At 40.4% G+C, this 22,069-nt stretch carries 15 protein-coding genes and 1 tRNA gene; 8 read left to right on the top strand and 8 right to left on the bottom strand.

Annotated elements, in window-relative coordinates:
* Positions 1-117: 117 nt before the first annotated feature.
* The 8 genes from aroQ to ggt all read right to left on the bottom strand — a co-directional run bounded on the left by aroQ (position 118) and on the right by ggt (position 11,309).
* Positions 118-585 (bottom strand): type II 3-dehydroquinate dehydratase, encoded by a 468-nt coding sequence (gene aroQ, locus VB715_RS04535; RefSeq protein ID WP_323300000.1) that lies wholly within the window; start codon positions 583-585, stop codon positions 118-120.
* A 16-nt stretch (positions 586-601) separates the two neighbouring features.
* Entirely contained in the window at positions 602-739 is a 138-nt protein-coding gene (locus tag VB715_RS04530; RefSeq protein ID WP_323293482.1) for a hypothetical protein, read from the bottom strand.
* 732 nt (positions 740-1,471) lie between these two features.
* Positions 1,472-3,781 (bottom strand): ribonucleoside-diphosphate reductase subunit alpha, encoded by a 2,310-nt coding sequence (locus VB715_RS04525; RefSeq protein ID WP_323300187.1) that lies wholly within the window; start codon positions 3,779-3,781, stop codon positions 1,472-1,474.
* A 305-nt stretch (positions 3,782-4,086) separates the two neighbouring features.
* Positions 4,087-5,631 (bottom strand): NAD(P)H-hydrate dehydratase, encoded by a 1,545-nt coding sequence (locus VB715_RS04520; protein WP_323299999.1) that lies wholly within the window; start codon positions 5,629-5,631, stop codon positions 4,087-4,089.
* A gap of 157 nt (positions 5,632-5,788) precedes the next feature.
* Positions 5,789-7,129, bottom strand: coding sequence for a TldD/PmbA family protein (locus tag VB715_RS04515; RefSeq protein ID WP_323299998.1), 1,341 nt, complete (start codon positions 7,127-7,129; stop codon positions 5,789-5,791).
* A 242-nt stretch (positions 7,130-7,371) separates the two neighbouring features.
* Entirely contained in the window at positions 7,372-7,821 is a 450-nt protein-coding gene (locus tag VB715_RS04510; RefSeq protein ID WP_323299997.1) for a hypothetical protein, read from the bottom strand.
* A 134-nt stretch (positions 7,822-7,955) separates the two neighbouring features.
* Positions 7,956-9,614, bottom strand: a complete 1,659-nt coding sequence (locus tag VB715_RS04505; protein WP_323299996.1) for a TolC family protein — start codon at positions 9,612-9,614, stop codon at positions 7,956-7,958.
* A gap of 141 nt (positions 9,615-9,755) precedes the next feature.
* Positions 9,756-11,309 carry a gamma-glutamyltransferase gene (gene ggt / locus VB715_RS04500; RefSeq protein ID WP_323299995.1) on the bottom strand — a complete coding sequence of 518 codons (1,554 nt, stop codon included), beginning with the start codon at positions 11,307-11,309 and terminating at the stop codon, positions 9,756-9,758.
* Between the two features lie 184 nt (positions 11,310-11,493).
* Between ggt and nagA the strand changes: the two genes are divergently transcribed.
* The 8 genes from nagA (at position 11,494) to VB715_RS04460 (ending at position 22,058) form a co-directional block, all read left to right on the top strand.
* Complete coding sequence (gene nagA, locus VB715_RS04495; RefSeq protein WP_323299994.1) at positions 11,494-12,654, top strand: N-acetylglucosamine-6-phosphate deacetylase; 1,161 nt, start codon at positions 11,494-11,496, stop codon at positions 12,652-12,654.
* A 39-nt stretch (positions 12,655-12,693) separates the two neighbouring features.
* Entirely contained in the window at positions 12,694-13,803 is a 1,110-nt protein-coding gene (locus tag VB715_RS04490) for a pentapeptide repeat-containing protein (RefSeq protein ID WP_323299993.1), read from the top strand.
* A 51-nt stretch (positions 13,804-13,854) separates the two neighbouring features.
* A tRNA-Arg gene (locus tag VB715_RS04485) sits at positions 13,855-13,927 on the top strand.
* Positions 13,928-14,203: 276 nt separating this feature from the next.
* A complete protein-coding gene (locus tag VB715_RS04480; protein WP_323299992.1) occupies positions 14,204-15,250 on the top strand; it encodes an aspartate-semialdehyde dehydrogenase in 1,047 nt (348 codons plus the stop codon).
* 63 nt (positions 15,251-15,313) lie between these two features.
* Positions 15,314-16,210, top strand: a complete 897-nt coding sequence (gene dapA, locus VB715_RS04475; protein WP_323299991.1) for a 4-hydroxy-tetrahydrodipicolinate synthase — start codon at positions 15,314-15,316, stop codon at positions 16,208-16,210.
* A gap of 172 nt (positions 16,211-16,382) precedes the next feature.
* Entirely contained in the window at positions 16,383-18,185 is a 1,803-nt protein-coding gene (locus tag VB715_RS04470; protein ID WP_323299990.1) for a ribonuclease J, read from the top strand.
* Between the two features lie 170 nt (positions 18,186-18,355).
* Positions 18,356-19,093, top strand: a complete 738-nt coding sequence (locus VB715_RS04465; RefSeq protein ID WP_323299989.1) for a hypothetical protein — start codon at positions 18,356-18,358, stop codon at positions 19,091-19,093.
* Between the two features lie 490 nt (positions 19,094-19,583).
* On the top strand, positions 19,584-22,058 hold the full coding sequence (locus VB715_RS04460; RefSeq protein WP_323299988.1) for an EAL and GGDEF domain-containing protein: 2,475 nt from the start codon (positions 19,584-19,586) through the stop codon (positions 22,056-22,058).
* Positions 22,059-22,069: the final 11 nt, after the last annotated feature.

The raw sequence follows: 22,069 nt of genomic DNA, 5'->3' as shown, positions 1-22,069 counted from the left end.
GAAAACCCACTTAAAGGTAAGAGGGGGAAGTGTGGGAAGTGTGGGGGGATAAACACCAAAAATCACAAGGGGGGTCTGGGAACCGGATGTTGAAAAAACCATAACTCCGAACTCAGGTCATTCGGAATCCTTGCTAAGATGATGATGTAAGGCCTGAAGTCCTAATAGATAACTTTGGGCCCCAAATCCAGTGATCTGTCCAATGGCGATCGCTGCAATATAGGAATGATGGCGGAAAGATTCTCGCTGATAAATATTGCTCAGATGGACTTCCACCGTGGGAATTTTTACCCCCAACAGGGCATCCCGTAGGGCAACACTTGTATGAGTATAGGCTCCCGCATTGATTAAAATTCCTTGATGTTTCCCCCAGGCCCCATGAATGGCATCCACTAAGATTCCTTCATGGTTTGATTGCATTGTGGCTAAACTGACGTTTAGCGTATTTGCTACCTCCGTTAAACGGCCATTAATCTCATCCAGAGTCAGAGAACCATATAGACCAGGTTCGCGTCTTCCCAACAGATTCAGATTCGGGCCATGAATCACCAGAACACTTAACGGTTTTAACCCTTTGTTCGACACGAAGAATTTCTCAACTTTAGCGACGGCGTTGACGGTCATTCACAGGAATTGGAATTAACTCTGGTTCCGGTTCTGCTTGCGGCCCTAACAACGTCTCAATGAGTTTTTGGGCCCATTCTTTGAGTTTTTCGAGAACTTTTTCCAAATAGTCCATCAGACAGACGGCTCCTCTGATACGGTGGCTTTTCTATGATGGCTTGTCACTGCTAGAACAGACACAAACATAGATTTGTATCTATCGTTACTATATCAGTTGTTAGAAATGACAAACCTAGCTTGTAAACGAGTTTATAGATACATTAAGTTTAGCACAAGGTTTCTGAAGATGGGCAAAAATTCGAGATTTTCTTGTTCGTCCTTAACTTCCCTCTCACCTCTAACCCTTTGTTTATCTGCCTTATGGCGACTGGGGCTAGACAAGAATAATCTTATTAAAATATCCCTTGAAACTAGGACTATTTTTAAATGCTTAAGAAACATTTTTTCCCTAAGACAAGCAAATTACAGGCGCACAACTCGGCTAATCCTACCGTTACTATCATTCATTACTATACAAAAAAGTAGTATGGTTTGTCAACCCCTTGCTCTCGTTTCTTAATGAGAATATTTATCATATTTTTTGTTCATAATGAACATTTTTTGAGGTATTTTGTATTGAATATTACAGTTTTTGGGGGTAAAAATAATATTTAAAATACAAATATGTTACAGCTTGATTGATTATTAAATATGACGGGCCGTTTGTTTTAGTTCAACATCTACATAGCTAATAAAATTTCCTTCTGTCTCTAATAGCATATGAGCTTGCTCAGATTCATAATTTTAACTTAACCACTATCTAGAATAGAATAAAGTTTAGTAAGGTGGGCATTGCCCACCCTACCCATTAATTTGCACAAGCAGTACAACTATTATCAGACTCTTTAAAATCGTCTTTTTGTACCGTTCTGACGTAATAAATAGCTTTACAACCTTCTTTCCAAGCTAACATCAAACTATCAAAAATATCCTTAGCGGTTAAACAGCGTTCCGGTTCATTAGGGAAGTAAACCCCTTGATTCAAATTAAACAATAATTCCATGGAAATTCCCGTATCTATCCACTGTTGAATAGTTGCCACTGCTTTAACTACTTTTTGTTGATCTAAGGTCTTATTTTCGTGATAAAACCAAAATGAATCATTAATAAATGGGGGGGCAATGGGAACTGTACCTTTGGCCCATTTATCATAGAAGAAACGACTATAAACGGGGAGAATACTTGCTGTACAACCTTGCACTAATGAGGAGGAAGTATTCGGTGCGATCGCGGTAATATGGGAGTTACGAATTCCGTAAGTTTTAATATCTTCTGATAAAGTTAACCAACGGTCTTTTTGATGAGCATTTTCTAAGAACCATTCAACAGGTTTTGACCCAATTAATTTACCCAAACTCCAATCACTTCCACCGAAAGCATTATAAGCCCCTCTTTCTTTTGATAACTCCATAGAAGTTTGAGTACACCAATAACCGACTTCTTCAAATAATTGGCTAATTTCTGTTAAGTGATCATAGGTTAAACGCCTTTTAGCTAACCAGTCTGCTAACCCCATACAGCCAACCCCAATGGTGCGATATTCATTATTATGACGCTTAGCATCATCAAAGGGAGGGTTAGTAATATCAATGGTATTATCGAGAATACGAACTGCTATGTTACATAAATAATCAATTTCTTGATCCTCAATATTGGCCAAATTAAGACTTACGAGGTTGCAACAATGACTATGTTTTCCTGGGGATACATTTGAGAAGCTCTCAGTGCAAAGGTTCACACCAGGAATATAACCAACGTGCTTATTAGGATTTGCTCTATTTATAGTATCTTTAAAAGCCAAATAGGGCATTCCTGTTTCCACCTGCGATCGCATGATAGTTTTGAACAATTCACGGGCATTCACTCGCTTATACAGTGTAATTTTTCTGCCTAATTCTGCTTCAATTAAGCCATAAGCTTCTTCAAACTTTTCGCCCCATAATGACCCTAATTCAATGCCCAAATTGTTACGAACTTCGTAAGGATCAACTAACGTCCATTCCTGCTTATTTTCCACCCGACGCATGAATTCATCGGTCAAAATTAACTGAGGAAAAATATCATAAGCTTTCCGTCTTTGATCCCCATTTTCTGTCTGTATTTCCAAAAATTCTGGGACATCTAAATGCCAAATATCCACCCCAACGGTGACGGCCCCGGCCCGTCTTCCTCCTTGGTTAACGGCGATCGCCGTATCATTCAAAAGTTTAATCCAAGGAATAACCCCCCCAGAGGCATTGGCTTTCCCCATGACCCAACTGCCCGTGGCCCGAATACGACTGACATTGACCCCAACACCACCGCCATTTTTAGAGATTCTGGCACTATTGGTAATCTCTTCAAAAATGCTCTCTAAGCTGTCATCAATCGACAAAATAAAGCAACTGGTCAACGACCCCCCTGGAACCCGTAAATTAGCTAAAATTGGCGTAGCTAGGGATACTTTACGACTGGCAATGGCTTCGTAAAAACGCTTCGCCCAAAGGAGACGGTTTTCGGGGGTTTCTACCGTCGCTAAAAGTAAAGCGCAGGTTAAGATAGCCTCTTGGGGGAGTTCATCGGGTAACAGGTAGCGACTGGTGAGAAGTACGGCCCCTGCATAGTCATAGTCTGTATCCCAATCAGAATTAATCCAGGAATTCGCTTCTTGTAATTCTGCCGTAGAATAGGTTAAGAGGCGTTTATCATAGCTCCCATTCTCTACCTTAGTCCTGACGGTAGTTTCATAATTCCCGTATTGATAACCGCGACTGACTAGAGTGTCTTTCCAAAGACTCCAGATGTGCAGTCTTCCCGCAACATAACGCCAATCCGGTTCTTCGGGACTACACATTTCCAAAGCGCAGTTAATTAGGTTATCCTGGATTTCTCTCGTGGTGATGCCATGACGTAAACGGGTGGTTAATCCGGCCTCTAGCGCAATTGTATTAACTTCTTGGTCAGCACAGGCCCAGTCTACAACTGCCCGAATTTTACCAATATTCAAGGCAGTCCAAGAACCATCCCGTCGGATCACTTGAATTTTATTCGTTCCTAGCTGTGAAGGGTTGCCGGAATGAGGGGTGTGGGTGTCTCCAAGATGGGTTTGATGGGGGGAAGTTAAGACTGTCGGTTGCATCATTTACACTGCTAGGACTAAGGGTAAAAAACTAATAGTTTTGTACTAAAAAAATCACTGAATTTGTGCCAATTAAAATCAGGACACTTTTCGTTTATACCACAGATATGGTGTCATGTCCTCTTTAATTTCTCAATACTTACTCTATATGTGGAATTATAGGATAGCTTGTTTTTTCAGGAATGGTTGTGATTTGGACTACATTAGTCGTTAATCGTTCAAAAAATATGAGCGTTACACCAGTAAGCTCAATAAACCCGTCCTTACAGGGTTGATAGTTAAATTAATATTATTTTGAAAAGTGATTAATTTTCTAATAAAACCCGATGCAAATAATGGGATAATGTAAAGGCATCAACCCCCAATTCTGTGCGTTCTTTTGCTGCTAAAATTCCCCCTTGACTATGCCACCAAGCGGCAGTAGCAACCATAGCTTCTAAGGGTTTTTCTTGACGCAAAATTTGTCCTAATAAGCCCCCAATTAATCCGGTTAAAACATCGCCACTGCCGCCTCTTGCTAAGGCGGGGGTACTTTCAGCAATAACCAAAGTCGTTCCTTGAGGATGAGCAATAATCGTTCTGGCACCTTTTAATAAAATAATCGCACCGCTTTCTCTGGCCGCAGTTTTCACCGCCGTAATTCTATCTTTTTCAGGATGAAGAATCTGGGGAAAAAGTCGTTTAAATTCTCCTAAATGGGGGGTTAAAATTGTAGGGGCAGGGCGTTGAGAGAGATGGGAAACCATTCCTAATTGGGCTAAAATATTGAGTCCATCAGCATCTAAAATAAGGGGGCAATTGGCTTCTAAAACTTTTTCGATGATCTGAGGGTTTTCTCTCGTTAAACCAGGGCCACAAGCGATAACATTATAGGAGTCGAAGTCTGTCGCTAAAGGGGGTAACTCAGCGATCGCTCCGGTTGCGGTTTCGGGACAGTCAATAATTAACGCATCAGGAAGCTGACTCACCAGTAAAGGTTTGATGGAAGTAGGAACAGCGATCGATAACATCCCTACCCCACTGGCCCGGGCCCCTAATCCGGTTAAAATACTGCCCCCCGCATAACGACGGGAACCACAAATAAGCAGTAAATGGCCTTGCTGATATTTATGGGTAAGTAGGGGACGGGGCAAGGGTAAAAACTCTAGTGCTAGGGTTTGAGTTAAAATTTGTAAAGGAGGCGGTTGGGAAATAATCGACCAAACATCTCGTAAAGGAATACCAAAATCTATCCTTTCAGCTTGTCCAATGTAGGGTAAAGCTTGATCCTGAAAAAAAGCAGGTTTCCATAACCCTAAACATAGGCTAAGACTCGCTTTAACAGCAGTGCCTAAGATTTCTCCGGTGTCGGTGTGTAAACCAGAGGGAATGTCTACACTAACCACGGGAATTGACCATTCATTGAGGAGATCTACGGCTAAAGCAATATTACCCGATAGTGATCTCGTCAGGCCAAACCCAAATAACCCATCAATAATTAATTGACAGTTGCTTAAAGATTCGATGTCACCATAATAGGGAATACCTAAACTATCGGCATAGTTAGCGTGTTGTTGGGTTAATTCTTTTAATTGAGGAAAGGGACGATATAAACAAACATCATAGCCTTGTAAATGCAGTTCCCTAGCAATGACTAAAGCATCACCTCCATTGTGGCCTGGCCCCACTAATACCCCAACCCGTGAGATCTGGGGGAAAGGATAAAGCTGCTGAATGCGTCTGAACATGAGATAAGCAGCTTTCTCCATGAGGGCCGCCACTGGCATTCCGGCCGCAAAAATTCTCCCTTCAATTCTAGCCATTTGTTCGGCAGTGACTACAATGGAGTCAAGTTGTTTTCTCTGTTGCATGATTACTGCTCTTTTCTCAAACTATTTTATTGTATAGATAATTCTTTTCTTGATGCTGTTTATTCAGGAAACTTTAAACCGTTAAATAAAGTTGTATTAAGGGTAATTAGAATCAATGTAGAGACGTTATCCATAACGTCTCTATCTCTAATTTTTATTATTCCCCTGTTACAGATAAATTATCAATCCAAATTCTCGGACAAACTCCCCCAGGAGTAACTTCTGATTCTGTTTCGATACAAATAATTGACTTTAACAATTCTAGAAAATCTCCTGCTACTGTTGCCGCATCAATACTGGTTAATTTGCCTTGGTTAACTAACCAGCCATCAAAGGGCAAAGAAAAAGATCCTTGTAAGGCATTTACTCCCGCATGAAGGGCTTGTAATTTGTCAATTAAAATGACATTATCTGCCTGATCTAGAGAATATTGAGGGGCTTCTGTTGCATTAGAAAAGACGTGATAAAAATGAGAACCCACTGTCACTTTTGACCCAATATTGGCGTTTCCTGTGGGCTGAGCATTCATCCGTTTAGCGGTTCCTGTGCTGTGTAATAATCCCCTGAGAACCCCATTTTTAATTAATTCAACACGACGGGTAGGAGTTCCTTCTCCATCAAAGGTTTCGGCCCCAATATTATCAGGATGTAAGGCATCATCACAAAGACAGAGAGAATTAACAGCAACTTCTGTTCCTAATGAATCTGGGTTAGAAAGACTTTGTTTATCTAAAATATTCTGAGCATTAAACAGGTTAGAAAAGGCACTAATTAAGCTTAAAAATGCTTTTGGAGAAAAGACAATTCTGTATTTACCAGAGGGAATACTTTGATAATTAATATGACTAATTGTTTTTTCAGTCACTTCTTTTAAACAGCCCTCAATATCTAAATCTGATAACCCCCTGCTGATTTTCATGGAACTTGCGCCCCTCGGTTTTTTCCCTTCTTCTTCCGTGCGACTATAGAGATAAATAACAGAATAGGAACGAGCTTCTTGACGCATAGCTCCTTCACTGTTTAAATAGAATCGTTTAATATCTTCTTGAGATAACCCGTTATAAGGAACCCCTTTAATCGCAGGATGAGCTTCTAAGAGGGTTTTTTCTGCTTGAATTAAGGTATCAATTAAGGTAGGAACGGGGGACGGTTCAACCAATTGATCGGGTATATTAGCAATGGGAGCTTTTGCTTCGGGACTGAATTCTGGAATGTTTTCTGTATTGCCAAAAATACTAGCTTCTTTAGCTGTTTCTAAGGCTAATTTTATGCCTAATTCATCTAAATCAGTGGTGGTTGTTACCCCGACAGTTTCCTTCTCATTCCAGACTCTAACAATAACACTTGAACGATTTGATGCTTGGACTTGTTTGGGTTCCCCGTTATCAACTTCAACGCTGGTTTCATCAATCGATGAACCATAAATATCATATTTAGTGATGCCGATTTCTTTGGCACTTATTTGAGCATAATTGGCGATTTCTTCTGTATTGATCATAGGGATTTATGGTGCTTTTTCAGGATATAATGTTGAGCTTACTATCCTTTATTTTACACTCTTTAGTCAACTATGTATCTTCAGATGTCGAGATTGTTGGGCTATTGCTTAAGACAGACAGCCCAAACAATAATACTAGCAAATCCAATGTATCCGAAAACGGTAAACCAATCCCAAAAAGTATAATAATTCATGGGTTATTATTTGATTATTAAGGGAATTAAACAGTAACTCACCCCATTTTAACGCTTTAATTCTTGCCAAGCAACTTTTAGAGCATTGGGTAAACGTTGAGCCATGTTTTTAATTTTGTTGACTCCTTGTTTTATTGATTGCCTTAAGCTTAGGAATTTTTTACGCCAATTAGATGATTTTTTGAGGGGATAGCTAGGAACTTCAATTATTACTTCATTGGGGTTAATATAACGAGTGCGATGGGGTAAATCTTCCGTTTCTAGCCAATCAGTTAATTGATGAGGATAGAAATATTCAAACCCTGTACCAGCATCCGTTAAAAGATAAAAAGGAAAATCCGGGTCTTGTAATTTAGCATAAACCTCTTGATCGCTCAAGTAATGAACCTGTTTTTTTCCATCACACCAAATCTCCTCAACCCCACTTATTTTAGGGTGATTATTGTTGTCATGATTGACAATTTTAATTTGATGATAATGACGGTAAATGTGACTCATTTTCTGACTCCTCAATAATTCAGCAGGAATTATCTTCTGTTGTCAGCCTAACCCAAAAAAGCCGTAAACTGAGTTCGGTTTAGTTCCCTAAATCGGTAGAGATTTCCCCTAACTGCTTATTTTTAACTTAAGTATTAAGGCGTTTCAAACAAACGATCATCAGGGAAGTTACTCACGGCTCTTTGTAAGGCATTCAGAGACTGATTATATTGAATAATTGCCTGTAAAAAACGCCCCCGCGCACCGGAAAGATCCCGTTGAGCATTAATAACATCGGTTTGAGTTCCTACCCCTGCCTGAAACCGTAGACGAGCTAATCTCAGGGCTTCATCAAAGGTAGCCACATTCTTACGGGTACTATCAATATTTTCCTTATTGGCAATCAAATTGTAATAAGCTTCTTCTACTTCAAAGCGAATTTCATTGCGTTGGTTAGCAAATTCGAGGTTTGCTCGATCCATACGACGTTCAGCCCGTCTTGCCCCCTCAAAGGCTCTCCCCCCGTCAAAAATACGCCATCTGACGCGAGCTTGGAACGTCCAATCCGTTAACACAGGTACACCATCATCAAAGTTCTCACGAGCATCATAATTCGCCGTAAAATCTACTCTAGGCCTAATCTCTGCTAAGGCAATTTCTCGATCATTTTCCCCAAGTTCCCGATCAATTAATCTTTGTTCTAGCTCAGCCCGATTTTTGTAAGCGCGGACAATGGTTTCATCCAGGGACAAATTCCAAATCCCTGATTCGGCAATTTCATCGGCCGCCGATAATTCGACCTGTTGCCCCAAACTTAGGGTTTCTGCCAGTCTTCGCCTGGCTGTTCGTTGATCGGCGATCGCCCTGGTTAACTGTTCATTGGCTGTGGCTAAGTCTCCTTCTGCCCGTAGGACATCAAATCGCGTCCCTAAACCGGCCCTTTCTAATAATTGAGCATCTCGTAAGGTTTGAGAGGCATTTTCCACATCCGCTTGCCGGATAGCCACCTGAGCATCAGCATTTTGTAGTAGGTAATAGTTATCCGTCGCTTCAAAGCGGACTCGCTCCGCAATCACTTCCACTTCTAATTGCTGACGACGCACTGATCGCTCCGCTCGCTCAATCCTGGCAGAACGTCCTCCCCCTGTATAAATATCATAAGTTAGGTTTGCGCTGGCTCTGGCATCGGTAAAGGTTTCTGCTGAAGTGACCTCAGGCCCCAGAACGTTTCCCAGTAGGTCTGTACCCCCCCCGAAAACCCGGTCATTCCGAAAACGCACCAGGCTGGTTTCGATGTCAAGAATCGGGAAAAGTTCCGCTCTAGCGACCCCTAATTCTGCCTGAAGTTCTTCTAAGGTTGTTCGGGCTGTTTGAACTTCTCGATTGTGTTGTAAGGCTAAGGCGATCACTTCTTTTAAGCTAATGGCTTGACGAACATTTGTCTTTACTTCATCGGGTTTGGTGGGAAATAGTAAAGGGTTGCCACTCGGATTAAGATTATTTGGGGGCAATTTTTCTAAAATGGTTTCCGACGGTTGCAAAGATTCTTGGAAATTGGTGGGCGAAATGGGCTGAGGGGGAACGGCTTGTTCTCTAACCACTGTATTCTCTTGATTGCTTGGAGTAACTCCTTCTGTGTCGGGTTTAACCGAAGTTTCTTCCAATTGCTTAAGTTCACTGACACGGGGTTCTGATTTTAATTCGTCAGCCCCTTGATTCAGGGAAGACGTGGTTTGGGCTGTCACTGAGGCCTCATAAGCCAGTGCCACTAAAAGACTTACACTCACACACACACAATAACGTAAAACAAACATAGGATTTATCAGGAATTCGAGGTGGACATAGGAAAATGACAGATGTGAGAAGTGAATAAATTGAGAGATCTTGTTACATAAGTTACAGTATCTCTCATCAAATCGGAAATCGTCGAGTTAACCTGAATGCTCCTGAAAAGTTTAACAAACAATAGCGACTCCTGCCCGACGGGGATCGCCAAACCCTTCTAAGGTTCCTGCTTCCCCATATTTAACCCCGTGAACTCCCCCAAAAAACATACTGGTTTCTTGCCAGGGTACAATTTCAGTCTCTGGGGGAAGATTTAAGGACGCAAAATTACCCAATTGCTCCATGGGTTCTAGGTTAAAAATATTATTTTCCCAGTGAACTCTGGGATAATTGATGGCATTTTCTAGGGAAAGGTTAAAGTCTAATAAGTTAGAAATAACTTGTAAAATGGCAGTTCTAATTCGGTTTGATCCCCCTGATCCTAAAACGATTTCGGGCTTGCCTTCTTTTAAAATAATGGTGGGAGACATCATGGAAGAAATTCGGTGATCGCTCTCCCAAGTATGAAAGCCTAACGGGTTTAAATCCGCTTCTCCTAACATATTGTTTAACATAATTCCTGTGTTGGGAATTACATAGGATGAGCCTTCTCCATTGGAGTTGGTCACACTGGCAGCATTTCCGTCTTGATCGACCGCACTAATATGAGTGGTACTGCCCCATTTATTGAGGGTTTTTTCTAATTTTTCTTGCGAGTTATTTAGGTTTTCTTTACTTAGAAATTTCTCAATAATATCGCCTTGGTAAACATAGTTATCATAGTTTATTTTTCTGGCTTCATTGGTTAAAGCCATAACTTGAGCCAAAATTTCTAGATGTTGTTTACTTCCCCATTGCAACCTATTAACAGGATAAGATTCTAATAATTTTAAGCAGTACGCAATTAAGATTCCTCCCGAACTTGGTGGGGAATTAGTTAATAATTCATAGCCGTGATATTGGAATTTAAGAGGATGTCTTTTTATGACACGATATTGACTTAAATCTTCTAGGGTTAAATGTCCTCCTTGCGAAATATCTATGATAATTTGATGGGCAATTTCTCCTTGGTAAAATTCCTGAACGCCTTTTTTAATTAGTTCTTCTAGAACATTGGCAAAGTCTTTTACATAAGCATTTTGCCCAGTTTCTAATAAGTTACCGTCTGGAGAATACAGTTTTTGAGCATTACTTGATCCAGTTAAAATCGGTTCTAAAATCTCAAATGTTACCCGATTATACGGGGTGACTAGATAACCGTTTCTGGCATATTCAATGGCCGGTTCCGCAACAACATGAAATGGCAGTTTACCCAGTTGTTTTTGTACTTTAAAAATTCCTGCTAAGGTTCCAGGAACGGCAATGGAACCTAAGCCAATATGAAAGACTTGAGTAGCCCCTTTAAAATCTAAATTGACGGCATAAAAATCGAGATCTTCCCTCGCGTTTTTCTGGCGCGGAGTTTGACAAAAAAAATCAAATAAAATATTCTCTCTCTCTTTAGTATGGGCTAAGAAAAATCCACCCCCTCCAACAGATGTTAGGGTAGATTCCACCACACAAGAGGCTAACATGGCTGCAATGGCTGCATCAAAAGCATTGCCCCCTAATTCAAAGATAATTTGACCCGCCTCCGCCGTTTTTGGATGGCCCGCAGCTATCGCACCTCGCGTTTTTTGACCCATTAATCTCTCAATGAAAATTGCTCTATTTTTTTGACTTCTTTTATGGTATTATTTTATTGAAAAAGATTTCATAATGGAAATATAAAGATTTGTCCATAAACAAAGCCATTCCCATTATGATATAAATTGTCTCATAATTGCGTGAGGGTTGTCAAGAGCAACAACCCTATATTTTGAGTTAAAAATGCTAAGAAATATTACAATCATTAATGCCAAATTACCAGGGTATCGAGAGAGTCAAAAAATCGTAATTGATGAGCAAGGAATCATTAAAGATATTGAGTCAATGAGTGCGAGAGTTTCTCCTGACTACCAGCAGAATTATTATGATGCTCAAGGGGACTGGATTTCTTTAGGGGGAGTCGATTTACAAATTAATGGAGGATTAGGATTAGCCTTTACTGATCTCCAAGAAAAACACATTCCAAGCTTACACAAAATCTGTCAATTTTTATGGCAAGAAGGCGTTAATAGTTTTTTGCCTACCCTGGTAACAACCTCCGTGGAAAATATCCAGCGATCGCTGTCAGTAATTGACAAATTTATCAGGATACAAAGGCAAGAATTACTTGAAACTTCCCAAATATTAGGCGTTCATTTAGAGGGGCCATTTCTCAACCACGAAAGAAAGGGAGCGCACCCGGCCCAATATTTATTAACCCCTTCCGTTGAAGCCATTGAATGGTTACTAGGAGACTATAGCCATCTGGTCAAAATCATAACCTTTGCCCCCGAATTAGAGACAACAGATGAAGTCATTCCTTACCTATGTTCACGGGGAATTGTTGTCAGTTTAGGTCATTCCCAAGCCAAGGCTCAAGATGCCAAAAAAGCCTTTAAATTGGGGGCTTCAATGGTCACTCATGCCTATAATGCCATGCCTAGTTTACATCATCGTCAACCAGGATTATTAGGGGAAGCAATGATCAATCCTCATGTATATTGTGGGTTAATTGCGGATGGGAATCATGTCTGTCCTACCATGATTGAATTATTATTAAGAGGGAGTCTTTATGAAAGGGGAGTTTTCTTAGTCAGTGATGCCTTAGCCCCCATTGGATTAGAGGATGGGGTTTATCCTTGGGATGCTCGACAAATTGAAGTTAAAAAAGGCACAGCGAGACTTGCCAATGGAACTTTAGCGGGAACAACGTTGCCCTTATTGATGGGGGTAAAAAACTTAGTTAAATGGCAATTATGTTCCCTAGGAATTGCCATTGCCCTAGCCACAGAATCCCCCAGAAAAGCGATTAATTTACCAGGCATTTCTTCAGGACAACCGGCCCATTTATTACATTGGCATTGGGACGAAGAAAATAATCAAGTTAGTTGGAAAAGAATTTGAGATGATATGATTTTAGTCGGGAAGTTATTATTGGAAATCATGTCGGACTTTTGCCCTTCTCTCCATCTCATCACCTCTTATCGTCCTTATCCGAGTTGTGTCTTCCTGAAATTAGAAGCAGGGACAGCACAGACAACAGGGGAACCCTTGCCCCTGACATTAACCCTGGAATGTAATGAACAAGAAAAAGCCTTACTCAATGGTCATCTGAAATTTGGCATCAAAGGGGGTAAACTCACCCTGAAAGTTGAAAATGGAGAGATTATTGCACCCCAAAGCTTATTAAATGATTTTTGTCAGTTAGTCAGCACATCTAATACTGTTGCGACTTGGCAATTGATTCCTCAAACTGGGCAATCAATATTTACAGTGGAGATGGTTGCATTTTTGGCCAAGATTCAAGTCACAAGCCATCCCATTGCTCTTACTTTGAGTTGTGATGTCAGTCTAGCTGATATTTCCATCACTGATGTGGTTGGATTATGGAAACATGATATTCATCCCAATAAACAGAGTATTTTAGAAAGGAAATTAGCACAATTTTTGTGGAAGTTGCGGCTTTCTCCCCATTTATCTCTGTTAAAGTTTACCTCAGACTTAGCTGCTTATGAAAGGCTAGAAGAAAGTTCGACAACTACCATTGATCCTAAGGCCCTTTCCCAACTTCATCAACAAATTGACCGCATTTATAACGCTGAAACCAATAATTTATTAGAATTAGCCCAAATCGCCGAATTAAATCCCTTACAAGACTTAGGGGGGGGGAATTTCCTGGCCACTGAATTAAGCGGAATTGAGTTAAGTGGGGCCAATTTAACTCAGAGTAATTTTCGGGGAGCCAATTTAACTGATGCAGACTTAAGTGAGGCGGTGTTAAACTATGCAAGATTTAGCGGGGCTGATTTAAGTGGGGCTTATTTAGGCAATGCCAACTTACAGCAAGGGGACTTTTATCGGGCCAGTTTAGCCTTAGCTAATCTCATTGGGGCTAATTTAACGGATACTAATTTGCAGGATGTGAATTTAAGCCAAACAAATTTGAGTGGGGCGGTGGTTAAAGGGGCAAAATTTGGCAATAATACAGGAATGACGGCAGAATTGGCCGCAAGTTTGCGGGAACGGGGCGCGATTTTTGTCGGTGATTCCTGACGTAATGGTTAACAGCATGAGGATGAATCATGTTATCCTAGAGAAAACTGTGGACACGTAGCTCAGTGGATAGAGCACCAGGTTCCGGTCCTGGGTGTCGGGGGTTCAAATCCCTCCGTGTTCGTTTTTTGTACAGTGACAGTTTATTTGTCATCGTTGGAATTTTGGAACAAGATACGGTTACATGGTTTTGGATTGGAAGTCATGATAAGTATGAGGCATTTTTTGGGTAAGTTAGGGTTAGAGAGTTGCGATCGTTGCTTGTGGGATAATGGCAAAGTTGAACAGTGTGATTGAAAGAAAAACGGCGATCGCGTCTTTGACCTAATATAGAGTTTGCAGCCAATTCTCCGTATAATAGTAAAATATATATTCTGACAGATTAGGGAGGGCTAATCGATTGTCCAAGCCAGTCAAGGTTGCTATACTAGGAGCAACAGGAGCCGTTGGCACTGAGTTACTCGAACTCTTAGACAGCCGCAACTTTCCCCTTGGGAGTCTAAAACTCTTGTCTTCTCCTCGCTCAGCAGGGACTACCCTGACATTTAAAGGAGAAAAACTCAAGGTTGAGGCAGTCGAAGCAACTTCCTTTCAGGGAGTTGATTTAGTATTAGCGTCTGCGGGAGGCTCTACCTCAAAAGCTTGGGCAAAAACCATCACAGAAGCAGGGGCCGTGATGATCGATAACTCCAGTGCTTTCCGCATGAACCCAGATGTACCTTTAATTGTCCCAGAAATTAACCCAGAGGCGGCAGCTAACCATCAGGGAATCATTGCTAACCCCAACTGTACCACCATTCTCCTGGCCGTGGCTATTTACCCCTTACATCAAGTCCAACCCATTGAGCGCATTGTAGTAGCTACCTATCAGTCGGCCAGTGGGGCCGGGGCCAGAGCAATGGAAGAGGTAAAAATTCAATCTCAAGCCATTTTAAACGGAGAAACCCCGAAAGCGGAAATTTTCCCCTATCCCTTGGCATTTAATCTCTTTCCCCATAACTCCCCCTTAACAGAGACAGGATATTGTGAAGAAGAGATGAAAATGGTCAACGAAACCCGTAAAATATTTAATGAGCCTAACTTGAAAGTCACTGCGACCTGTGTACGGGTTCCCGTGTTGCGGGCCCATTCAGAAGCTGTTAACTTAGAGTTTAAGGGGCCATTTCCAGTGGCTAAGGCGCGGGAAATTATTGCTAACGCTCCAGGGGTGCAACTTCTAGAAGATTGGCAGCAAAATTATTTTCCTATGCCGATAGATGCGTCTGGTAAAGATGATGTCTTAGTGGGTCGAATTCGTCAAGATATTTCTCATCCTTGTGGCTTAGAATTATGGCTTTGTGGGGATCAAATTCGCAAAGGTGCGGCCTTAAATGCGGTACAAATTGCTGAATTGTTGATGGAAAAAGATTGGCTTAAACCTACCAATAACAAAGAAATCACGGTTTAAATCTTAAAGAAAAACCAGCCTTAAAGTTGACCAAGAAAATAACTGTAACTGATAACAAAACGAATGAGTGATCCAAGTTTTGGACGGGTAATCACCGCCATGATAACCCCCTTCGATGAAGCGGGGAATGTTAATTATGCTGTTGCTGAAGAATTAGCTGCTTATTTAGTGGATAATGGCAGTGATGGGTTAGTGGTTTGTGGGACAACGGGAGAATCACCGACCTTAAGTTTGTCAGAAAAATATCAGTTATTTCAAGTGGTTAAAAAGGCGGTAGGAAACAGGGCCAAAGTGATTGCAGGCACAGGAGCAAATGCCACAGATCACAGTATAGAAATGACTGAAAAAGCGGCTAAACTGGGCTTAGATGCTTGTTTACAAGTGGTTCCTTACTATAATAAACCCCCCCAAGAAGGACTTTATGAACATTTTAAAAAAATTGCTCAAAGTGTAGGCGATTTTCCCATAATGTTGTACAATATACCTGGGCGCACTGGTCAGAATCTTCTCCCAGAGACGGTGATTAAATTAGCAAAAATTGATAATATTATTGCCATTAAAGAAGCCAGTGGAAATTTAGAACAGTCCTGTAAAATTCGGAGAATGACTGACCCATCTTTTTTAATCTATGCGGGAGATGATCTTTTGACTTTACCCTTACTGACGATGGGTGGCACGGGAATTGTTAGTGTAGCCAGTCACTTAGTCGGCAAAGAAATTCAAGCCATGATTCAGGCTTTTGAAAATGGTCAGGTAAAAATAGCCACCGAGATTAATTTGAAACTTTTTCCCTTATTTAAAGTCTTATTTTGTACAACCAATCCTATCCCCATTAAAGCGGCCTTGAATTTACAAGGGTGGAAAGTGGGAGGGTTAAGACTTCCCTTACTGGAAATTTCGGCTGAGTTGCAACAAGAAGTTAAATCAGTGTTGCAAGAATTCTCCCTCATTGAAGGCTGACAAAAAAGCAAAAATTAGCTAGTCTAAGATCAATGATTGATGCCTATTAATGAAGCATCTTTTAAAAATAAACTTCATGGTTATTAAGTGGCTAAACCTAGCAATTCTTATTAAAATTTCCAATTTTTCCCAACAGATTCATAACTGAATGACTTTAACTTTAAGGAGGCAAATGAGTCCAACTAAAAACCAACCGACGCTAAAAATTATTCCCTTGGGGGGATTACATGAAATTGGCAAAAACACTTGTATTTTTGAGTATGATGATGAAATTATTCTTTTAGATGCGGGTCTTGCCTTTCCGACAGAAGAAATGCACGGGGTCAATATTGTCCTGCCCGACATGACCTATTTACGAGAAAATCGTCATAAAATCAAAGGAATGATCGCCACCCATGGCCATGAAGATCATATCGGTGGCATTCCCTATCATTTGAAGCAATTTGATATTCCTATTATTTATGGGCCAAAACTAGCCATGGCCCTATTACGGGATAAATTAGCAGAGGCAGGAGTGAGCGATCGCACCACCTTACAAACCGTTGGCCCGAGGGAAATGGTGCGGATTAGTCCTTCCTTTTTAGTTGAATTCATCCGTAACACCCATTCCATCGCCGATAGTTTCACCGTAGCCATTCATACGCCTTTAGGGGTTGTGATCCACACGGGAGACTTTAAAATTGATTACACCCCTATTGATGGGGAAACCTTCGACTTACAAAGACTCGCTGAACATGGGGAAAAGGGGGTACTCTGTTTACTCAGCGACTCCACCAACTCAGAAGTGCCTGGAATGACCCCGTCCGAACGTTCGGTCTACCCTAACTTAGATCGGATCATTGCCCAAGCACCAGGGCGGTTAATGATCACCACCTTCGCCTCTTCAGTGCATCGGGTTAATATTATCCTGCAATTGGCACAGAAACACCAGAGGAAAGTGGCGGTAGTGGGACGTTCAATGTTAAATGTCATTGCCCATGCCAGAAACTTAGGCTATATCAAATGTCCCGATGATGTCTTTATTCCCCTGAAAGCGGCCCGAAATTTAGCCGATGAAAAGGTCTTAATTTTAACCACCGGATCACAAGGGGAAACCTTAGCGGCCATGACTCGCATTTCCAGAGGAGAACATCCCCATATTAGAGTGCGTCAAGGAGATACGATTGTCTTCTCTGCGAACCCCATTCCTGGGAATACCATTGCCGTTGTCAACACCATTGATCGCTTAATGATGCAAGGGGCCAACGTGATCTATGGTCGTCATCATGGCATTCACGTCTCCGGCCATGGATCTCAAGAAGAACAAAAATTAATGTTGGCCCTAACCCGTCCTAAATTCTTTGTTCCGGTTCATGGGGAACACCGAATGTTAGTGAAACACGCCCAAACCGCCTATAGTATGGGGGTTCCAGCCGAAAATATGGTCATTATCAATAATGGGGACATTGTGGAAGTGTCAGCCGATAGTATTGGGGTGACTGGGGAAGTATCTTCCGGTATCGAATTAGTAGATCAAGCTGGTGTTGTGCATGAACACGTCATGCAAGATCGTCAACAATTAGCCCAAGATGGGGTGGTGACGGTAGCTGCCCCCATTAGTTGGGACGGTCAATTATTGACTCCACCACAAGTGCATTTGCGGGGTGTGGTGACGAAAGTTGAACCATCTTTGCTGCGACAATTGATTATTCGGGCCATTGAAAATTTATTAGACGATCGATGGGACGAATTTACCTCAACGGGACGGACAACCAAAGTTGACTGGTCATTGCTACAAACAGAAATTGAAGCCACTTTACAGCGACTGGTGAAACGAGAATTACGCAGTCATCCCTTGGTGGTATTTCTCTTACAAATGCCAGAACAACCCCCAGAAACAGAACAACCACAACCACAACCACAACCACAAACACAGACACAGACATCGACGAAAACCTATCGTCGCCGTCGTTCCACAGCATCAGCGACTTTGTAAGTCACTGCTAAGTTGATCAATGTTTCTCTGGTAGGGGTGAACGGCCGTTCACCCCTACCTTTTGATAGGGTAACTTTTCTTAAGCAAACAAGATTGAGGCCCCCTTAAACCCGTAAACTGTAAAGTGGACATATTTGGTAGCGCAGTTAGAAACCTTTAAGGGAAACATCATGGCAACAACCTCTGATCCAAATCAAAAAACGCCCCTAGAAATTCGAGAAATTCAAGAATTAGCGATCGCTATCTCGGCCAAAAATCTCAATCCTACCATGCTATCTCAAGAGTTTCTTAAACAAACTGGCATTGTTCCCAATGAGTGGGAATTAGGGAAACAACCAGTTTTGGGGCCGAATTTATCTCAAGTTACCTTCCAAAATGGGGTCAGTATTGTTGCTCAACCCCGCAATATCACCTTTATGGAGTCTATTGGCACCAAAAACCCCAGTGAATTGAATATACCTAATATTGCTCGTCAGTATGTGGAAAAATTGTCTAATGCTGAGTATCAAGGGTTGTCTATTAGTCCAAAAAGTTTAATTCCCTTTCCAGGGGGTGAAGATGGGGCCAGAAATTATATTACGAGAACCTTGCTTTCTCCTGGTTCTTGGCAAGATTATGGGAAAGCTCCTGTACAAGCGGGGTTAAATTTATTGTATCAGCTAGATCGGTGTCAATTTAGCCTGAGTATTAATGAGGCAAAAATCCAAATGCCCGATCAATCTTCTATTCCTGCTTTATTATTTGCCGGCAATTTTAACTATAATGTGGGCAGTAATAGTCAACAGGAAATCTTGGCACAGTTAAAAAAGGGAATTGATGATTGGAGTTCGGATTTAAAAGACTTTCAGGAAATTGTCAACCAGCGATTTTTAACCCAACAACAGCAAACGGTTTTTCCTGGTGCATAATCTATAGAAATCCCTCAATTTTTGATTATTGGTATAGGAGTTAGCATAACTCCTTTTTTTTGCTTAACTTGGGACTAACATGATTGATTCTATCGAACTTGTTCTGCTAAATCAACACCTACTATAGAAACCAAGTCTGCCTTCGGAGACTAAATTATACCAATTTCCTAAAGTCTAGGGACACATTCTCCTAGGGGTCAACCCTGAGCAGAGTCGAAGCGTTGACCCCTACAATATCCACATCTATAGTCCAAGTTGATGAAAATAGTATAAATCAACTTTGCCTACTTTTGTGATTAATCATTTAATTGTCTCATTGCATCAATGTTTGCTAAATTGAAGATCAATCGTCACGATTAGTGGAATAATGTACGAGATCACATTTAGGCTGCCTTCACTCTTAATTATAGGAGGAATCTTCGTTATTTTCTGTGGTGCCTTATTCTATTTTGTATTCTACAGACAGCAAGCAAAACGAATCAGGGATAAAATGGAAGGAAGGAAACAAGTAGAAACAGAGAGTAATTCACAAAAAATTATAGAAAATCAACTAATCAATCAACAAGAATTACTGAAAACAATTGTTGATAATATTCCAATAATGTTGGCTTTCTTTGACAAAAAATATAATGTTAAGTGGATCAATAAAGAATGGGAAAATATTTTAGGTTCGAGTTTAGAAGACATTGAAAAGGGAGATGTTTTAGCAGAATTATATCCCGATCCTAATTATCGTCAGTATGTTCTCAATTATATTCAATCTGCCCAAGGGATTTGGGGAGACTTTAAAACTTGTTTACCTAATGGCACAATTATTGATACTGCCTGGATGAATATCCGTCTGTCAGATGGTAGTAATATCGGCATTGGACAGGATATTAGTCAACGGAAACACATGGAACTTGCCTTGCAAAAGTCAGAAGAAAAATATCGTTTATTATTTGAAGCTAATCCTCATCCTTTATGGGTATATGATTCAGAAACATTACAATTTTTAGAAGTTAATGAAGCCGCTATTCAACATTATGGTTATTCCCGTCAAGAATTTTTAGAAATGACCATAGAAAATATTCGTCCCGTGGAAGATATTACTATGTTAAGAAAGTTTCTAACAAACCATCCTCATCGGATTCATGAATCTGGAGTATGGCAACATAAAAAGCGCAATGGCGAATTGATTAATGTTGAAATTATTTCTCAGGAAATTATTTATACTGGCAGGAAAGCTAGACTGGTTTTAGCTCATGATATCACTGAGAGTCTTAAGGCGAAACTTGAGTTAAAAAAGAGTGAAAAGCGTTTTCGACGAGCGATTATTCATGCTCCTTTGCCGATTATTATTCATGCTGAAGATGGAGAAGTTTTACAAATTAATGATACTTGGACGGAGTTGACAGGATATACTCATCAGCAGATTCCTACCATTGCTCAATGGACGGAAAAAGCCTATGGAGAAACTAAAGAAATTGCTCGTTCAATCATTGATAATCTTTATTCTTTAAACAACAAAATTGATGAGGGAGAAATTACCATTAAAACCGCTCAGGGAGCAGAAAAAATTTGGCATTTTAGTTCTGCACCTTTAGGGAGACTTGCTGATGGAAGACGGATGGTCATTTCCATGGCAATTGATGTTACTGAGCGCAAAAAAGCAGAAGAACAATTACGACATGATGCCTTACATGATAGTTTAACTGACTTACCAAATCGACTTTTATTAATGGAGCGATTAGAGCAATCAATTCAACGGGCTAAACGCCATAAAAATTATCGGTTTGCTCTGATTTTTCTGGATTTAGATCGCTTTAAACTTATTAATGATAGTTTGGGGCATGTCGTCGGTGATCATCTGTTAATTCGCATTGCTTCTCACTTAAAAAATTGTGTTCGCGTTTTGGATACAGTGGCTCGTTTGGGAGGAGATGAATTTATTATATTATTGGATGATTTACAGGAAGAAATTGAAGCATTACATATTGCAGAACGAATTATTGAAGCCTTAAAAACACCATTTAAAATTGGTGATCGGGACGTTTTTACAACAGCTAGTCTGGGAATCGCTTTTAATAAACAAGAAGATGAAAATGCCTATCATATCCTGAGAAATGCTGATTTAGCTATGTATAAAGCGAAGGAAAAAGGTAAGTCATGTTATGTGATTTTTGATCAAAAAATGCACGTTCAAGCACAAAAATTGCTCGATTTAGAAACTAATTTAAGATTAGCTCTTAAACATCAAGAATTTCTGCTTTATTATCAACCAATTCTCTCCCTTTCTACGAGAAATTTAGCCGGGTTTGAAGCTTTAGTGCGGTGGCAACATCCCCAAAAAGGTTTGATTTCTCCGGCTCATTTTATTCCGGTTGCAGAAGAAACAGGGTTAATTATTCCTTTAGGGGAATGGGTTTTATTAGAATCCTGTCGTCAATTAAAGGGTTGGCAAGAGCAATTTGCTCAGTTTCAACATTTAAAAATAAGTGTTAATCTGTCAAGTCAGCAACTCAAAGATCATCAGATTATTGAAAAAATCGATAATATTCTGAGTCAAACTGGATTAGATGCAAACTGTTTAAAGCTTGAGATTACTGAAAGTATCCTCATGGAAAATAAAAGTATTGCTAGGGATATTTTATTACAATTAAAGGAACGGGGAATCGAGATAAGTATTGATGATTTTGGGACGGGTTATTCTTCTTTAAGCTATCTTCACCATTTACCTGTTGATAGTTTAAAAATTGATCGTTCTTTTGTGATTAATATGAATCAACATCAAGATAATATGAGAGTGACTGAAGCAATTATTACTTTAGCACATCATTTACAGCTTGATGTGATTGCTGAAGGAATAGAAACGGAAAAAGATTTACAGCAATTACGAGATTTAGGGTGTGAATTTGGTCAAGGATATCTCTTTTCTAAACCTTTATCTGGGAAGGAAATTGAAGCAAAACAGTTTTTATTTTGAGTTTGATTAAA

It is taken from the genome of Crocosphaera sp. UHCC 0190 (assembly GCF_034932065.1).
Classification (GTDB): Bacteria; Cyanobacteriota; Cyanobacteriia; order Cyanobacteriales; family Microcystaceae; genus UHCC-0190.
The sequence above is the reverse complement of the archived record's forward strand: the minus strand, read 5'-3'. Positions and strand labels throughout refer to the sequence as shown.